The organism is Mesorhizobium sp. M4A.F.Ca.ET.022.05.2.1 (genome assembly GCF_003998845.1).
Classification (GTDB): domain Bacteria; phylum Pseudomonadota; class Alphaproteobacteria; order Rhizobiales; family Rhizobiaceae; genus Mesorhizobium.
On record NZ_RZOJ01000421.1, the window covers coordinates 1 to 5,223 of the forward strand.

Here is a 5,223-nt window from a genome sequence, read left to right on the forward strand (position 1 = left end):
ACGCCAGCACGCAATTGCGCTTGCTCGTTCAGGGCGGCGTGCTCGTAGCCGCGGTCATAGCGGACGCGCTCATTGCCCGGAGCGGATCTTCGTCGTCGCGCTAAACTGGCCGCCTGTCTGCCGCAACCCAAGTTGGGAGAAGATCAAGATGTTGATCGGCTATGCCGATAAGCTTTCCGTCGATGCAGGCGACCATGTCGAAATCAAAGTCAGCGCTGCGGGCATCTACAGATCGCAACTGGTGCGCGTGCGAGGCATGAAAGAAGGCGCCGCCGGTCTCTCGGTTGCCGAAGAACCAGTGTCATCCAAGAGCAATGGTCAGCACACCGGCCGGGTGCAGGCACTTCATCCGGGATCGTTCGTCGATGCTGCCTTGCCGAGGGTCGATTTCGCCAAGGGTGTTGGGGTCAGCCTGTGGGTGAAACCGACCGCTCCAGGTCGTCTTTGCCAGACGCTGTTCAGCCTCTCTGACGATAGCTCTGTCACTCGCATGATGCTTGAACTCGATCGGACCGGCCGGTTGGCGCTATATCTGCGGTCGTCGAACGGCGCGGTCACGATGGGGGCCTCACCCGATCCGCTGCCCAAGGGGCGTTGGGTGCTCTTGAAGGCTGTCTATGACCCCGGCGAAGCGGTACTGCGCCTGACCGCGGAAGAACAGACCGGCACGCGCTGCTGGTCGACGCCGGTCGTGGTAGCGGAAGGATCCGCCGCACGTTTTCGTGTCGGCGCCGCGCATGCCGAAGACGGCCGCGCGACGGACTGCTTCAACGGATGCGTATCCGAGGTCACTGTATTTGGAGCGTCGCCGAAGCAGCCTATCCTGCAATGGGACTTCTCCAGGCAAATGGACAGCGACATCGCGGTGGACCTCTCCGGAGCCGGGCGGCACGGACGGCTACTCAACCGGCCGGCTCGAGCGGTTCTTGGTCCTGCATGGGACAAGAAGACCATCCGCTGGACCGACGACCCGGCGCAGTGGAATGCATTGCATCTGCATGATGACGATCTCGATGACGCGCAATGGAAAACGGACTTCGAGGTCGAAGCTCCCGCCGAAAGCGGGATATATGCCGTTCGCCTGAACCAGGGTGAAACCAGCTACTACATTCCCTTTTATGTTCGCCCGGGCGCGGTCAGGAAACGGGTCCTGTTCGTCGCTCCAACGAACACTTACCTCGCCTATGGCAACGAGCATCTTTGGGAGGGCGAGCGCGGAATCGCCCATCAAAAGATGATGAGTTTTCCGATCGTGCTGGACAAGGCGGAAACCATTCTTCAGCAGATACCTTCACTCGGCAGATCCCTGTACGATCGGCATTCGGACGATAGCGGGGTGATCTATGCTTCGCGGTTGCGCCCCTTGACCAACGTGCAGCCAAACTACATCAACTGGCTGGCGGGCGGACCGAGACATTTCTCCGGCGACTTCTTCATCACCGGTTGGCTGGACAGCATCGACATCGAATTCGACGTGGCGACCGATGAGGACGTCGATAATTTAGGCAAAAGCCTGCTCGACGGCTACGACGTGGTCCTCACCGGAAGCCACCCGGAATACCCCACTGCGGCCGAGTTCGACGCTTTCGAAGATTACGTCAAGGACGGCGGCAAGTTGATGTATCTCGGAGCCAACGGATTTTTCTGGGTCACGAGTTACGTCAACAAGCTGCGCACCGCCATCGAGGTGCGGCGGGGCTATGCGGCCCAGCGCAACTGGACCTCCCATGCGGCTGAGCTTTATCACAGTTCGACCGGCGAGATGGGCGGCGCCTACAGGCACCGCGGCCGTGACCAAAATCCGTTCCTTGGGATTGGCATGGCCGCCGCCGGATGGGGGCCGGCCTCGGGCTTCACGCGCACGCCGGAAAGCCATGCCGAAGCGGTGGCGTGGGTTTTCGAGGGTATTGCGAGCGAAACGGTGGGTGAGCACGGTTATTTGTTGGGTGGCGCGGCCGGCGATGAGCTCGATCACGCAGATCCAGCGCGCGGAACGCCCGACAGCACGGTCGTGTTGATGTCGTCCAGACATAACGATCTCTTCTTCCCAAGCCTCGACAGCGTCACGGAAGTCGCACCAAATCAGCAGGGTTCCAAAAACCCGCACGTGCGCGCCGACGTGGTTCTTGTTGAACATCCCGGAGGGGGCAAGGTGTTCTCAACGGGCTCCATCTGCTGGGCAGGTAGCCTGGGGTCAAATGGCTATGACAACGACATCGCGAGATTGACCACCAACGTGCTGCGGAAGTTCTTGGCAGAGTGAGCACGACCTCGGAGATCATTAGCCCGAACGTCGTCACACGCGCCCGTTGCGCGCCCATGGTAAAGACTCGCGACAGTTATCTGTCCCGATCGCAAATAGGACTTGCCGGGCCTAAGTCGGGAACAAGGGCCCTACCAGACGGTGTACCTTCCGTCAGCGGATGCGGTTTCCGTCAGCGTCAAAAACGCGGGCCCGCGTCGGCTGGAAGTGCAGCGTGATTGTCTCGCCAAAGCGCGGCTGATCCTCACGGCGCTCGGCAACCACCGTCTCGCCGCTCGGCAGCGCGCCGTGTACGTAAGAGGTCGATCCCAACCGCTCGGTCACGTCGACGGCAAGCGAAAGCTCGACGCCGTGCTTCTCATCGAGATGCTCCGGCCGGATGCCCAGCGTGACCGCGCGGCCGTTCTCCAGCCTGGTTTTCAAGTGCAGGAGCGACATGTCCATCCTCGCCTCGCCGGTTGTCAGCGCCTTGCCGTCGTCCACCACGACCGCCTTTAGGAAATTCATGCGCGGCGTGCCAATGAAGCCGGCGACGAAGGCGTTGTCGGGATCGTCATAAAGCGAGAGCGGCGTGCCGGTCTGCTCGATGCGGCCGGCCTTCAGAACGACGATCTTGTCGGCGAGCGTCAGCGCCTCGGTCTGGTCGTGCGTGACATAGACCATGGTGCGGCGGATCGACTGATGCAGGCGCTTGATCTCGGCGCGAAGCTCGGTGCGAAGCGCTGCGTCCAAGTTGGAAAGCGGTTCGTCGAACAGGAAGAGGCGCGGGTCGCGCACCAGCGCCCGACCGATGGCGACGCGCTGGCGCTGACCGCCGGAAAGCTCGCGCGGCAGACGCGACAGCAGCGGCTCGATCTGCAGCAGACGCGCGACGCCCGCGACCTTCTCATCGGATGTGCTGCGGTCGAGGCCGCGCATCTTCAGCGGGAAGGCGATGTTCTGCGCCACCGTCATGGTCGGATAGAGCGCGTAGGACTGGAAGACCATCGCGACATCGCGGTCGCGCGCCGGCAGATTGGTGACGTTGCGGTCGCCGATGACGATGGTGCCGGAATCGATCGGGTTGAGGCCGGCGATCGCATGGAGCAGCGTCGACTTCCCGCAGCCGGACGGGCCGAGCAGCACGACGAAGGAGCCCTCCGCCACCTCGACCGAGACGTCGTCCAGCACCTGGACCGCGCCATAGGATTTCGAGACCGATCTTATCGAAAGTTGCGCCATCTGAAATTCAGCCCTTCACGCTGCCGAGCGTCATGCCGCGCACGACCTGGCCCTGCACCAGTATACCGAGCACGATCATCGGCAGCATGATGAGGGTGGCGGCGGCGGTGAGCGCGCCCCACTGGATACCCTGGAAAGTCAGGAACGAGGTGATCGAGACCGGCAGTGTCTGGGTGTCGCGGCCGGTGAGCACGAGCGCCACGAAGAACTCGTTCCAGGTGAACAGAACGCACAGGATCAGCGTGGCTATGATGCCGCCGCGCGCCGCCGGCAGATAGACGTGCCAGAAGATCGAAAACTCGCGCGCGCCGTCAACGCGCGCTGCATCGCGCAGCTCCTTCGGAATGTCGTCGAAGAAGGTGATGAGCAGCGAGATGGCGAAGGGCACGTTGACGAAAGCATAGGCGGCGATCAGCAGCCAGTGCTTGTTCAGCGCGCCGATGCGGGTCGCCAGGTAGTACATCGGGATAACGAAGAGCAGCGCCGGCGCGATGCGCAGGCTGAGAATGAATTTCTCCCGTGCGCGGCGCAGCTCCGCCGGCTGCTGCGCCAGCCCATAAGCCGCGACCGAACCGACGGCGACGGCGAGCGCGCTGGAGAGGATCGACACGATGAAGGAATTGGCGAAGGCGCTGAGGAAGCCGCGATTGGCGAACACCGTGCGGTAGTTGTCGAGCGTCGGGCTGAACAGCCAGACAGGCGGAATGGCGAAGGCATCGCGCGTCGTCTTGAAGGAGGTGACGACGACCCAGTAGAGCGGGAACAGCACCGCCAAGAGAAGCAGGACCAGCCCGAGATAGAACAGAGTGCGCCTGCCCATCAGCGGTCCCCTGTCTTCGGAAAGAGCACGCTGTACATGGTGAGCAGCGCGACATTGGTGAACACCGTCAGGATGATGGCGATGGCCAATGCGTAGGAGATGTCGAAATTGGTGAAGGCGACGATGTAGCCGTAATAGTTCAGCGTCTCGGTCGACAGCGCCGGCCCGCCGCGCGTCATGATGTAAAACAGATCGAACGCCTTGATGCTGTCGATCGCCCTGATCAAGGCGACGATGGCGAGAGCGCGGCGCAGCATGGGGAGCAGCACATACCAGGTGACCTGCCATTCGCGCGCGCCGTCGACGCGGGCGGCGTTGAGCGGATCGGTCGGCGCCGATTCCAGCGCGGCCATCACCAGCAGGATGACGAAGGGCGTCCACTGCCAGATGTCGGCGATCAGCACCGAAAAGAGAGCGATCTGAGGGCTGCCCAACCAGTCGACCTGGGAAATGCCGCCCAACGACAGAAGATAGTTCGCCATGCCGGTGGCAGGGTCGAACAGAAAGCGCCAAGTGAGGCCGACGACAACCGGCGTCATGATGATCGGGACAAGCAGCAGGGTGCGCACCAGCCGCTTCATGGCGAAGTCGCGGTCGAGGAAGAGCACGACGGCAAGGCCGAGCGCGATCTCGATGACCGTCGCCAGGGTCGTGAAGAGCACCGTGCGCCAGAGCGCGGCCATGGCGCGCGGATCGCTGAGAAAGCGGATGTAGTTGTCGAGCCCGACGAATTTTTCCCGCCCTGCCCGCATCAGCGAAAGATCGTGCAGCGATATCCAGATGACGAACAGCGTCAGCGCCACCGAAGCCACCGTCAGGCAGACGATGATCGGCTGGAAGAAATGCTTTGTGGGATCGGACGCTGCGGCCACGGGTCTCATCGGATCAACCTGAGAATTTCACCCTGCCGCGCACAGGG

4 protein-coding genes are annotated in these 5,223 nt (G+C 62.4%); 1 reads left to right on the forward strand and 3 read right to left on the reverse strand.

Annotated elements, in window-relative coordinates:
• Positions 1–148: 148 nt before the first annotated feature.
• A complete protein-coding gene (locus EN745_RS29405) occupies positions 149–2,263 on the forward strand; it encodes a N,N-dimethylformamidase beta subunit family domain-containing protein (RefSeq protein ID WP_127422860.1) in 2,115 nt (704 codons plus the stop codon).
• Between the two features lie 153 nt (positions 2,264–2,416).
• Here the strand turns inward: EN745_RS29405 and EN745_RS29410 are convergent, their stop codons facing one another.
• From EN745_RS29410 to EN745_RS29420, 3 genes are read right to left on the reverse strand one after another with little or no spacing between them, the layout of a single operon-like run.
• A complete protein-coding gene (locus EN745_RS29410; protein WP_127422861.1) occupies positions 2,417–3,484 on the reverse strand; it encodes an ABC transporter ATP-binding protein in 1,068 nt (355 codons plus the stop codon).
• 7 nt (positions 3,485–3,491) lie between these two features.
• Complete coding sequence (locus EN745_RS29415; protein WP_127422862.1) at positions 3,492–4,304, reverse strand: carbohydrate ABC transporter permease; 813 nt, start codon at positions 4,302–4,304, stop codon at positions 3,492–3,494.
• Positions 4,304–5,185 (reverse strand): sugar ABC transporter permease, encoded by an 882-nt coding sequence (locus tag EN745_RS29420; RefSeq protein WP_127422863.1) that lies wholly within the window; start codon positions 5,183–5,185, stop codon positions 4,304–4,306. Before EN745_RS29420 ends, EN745_RS29415 begins: the two co-directional genes overlap by 1 nt.
• Positions 5,186–5,223 lie beyond the last annotated feature (38 nt).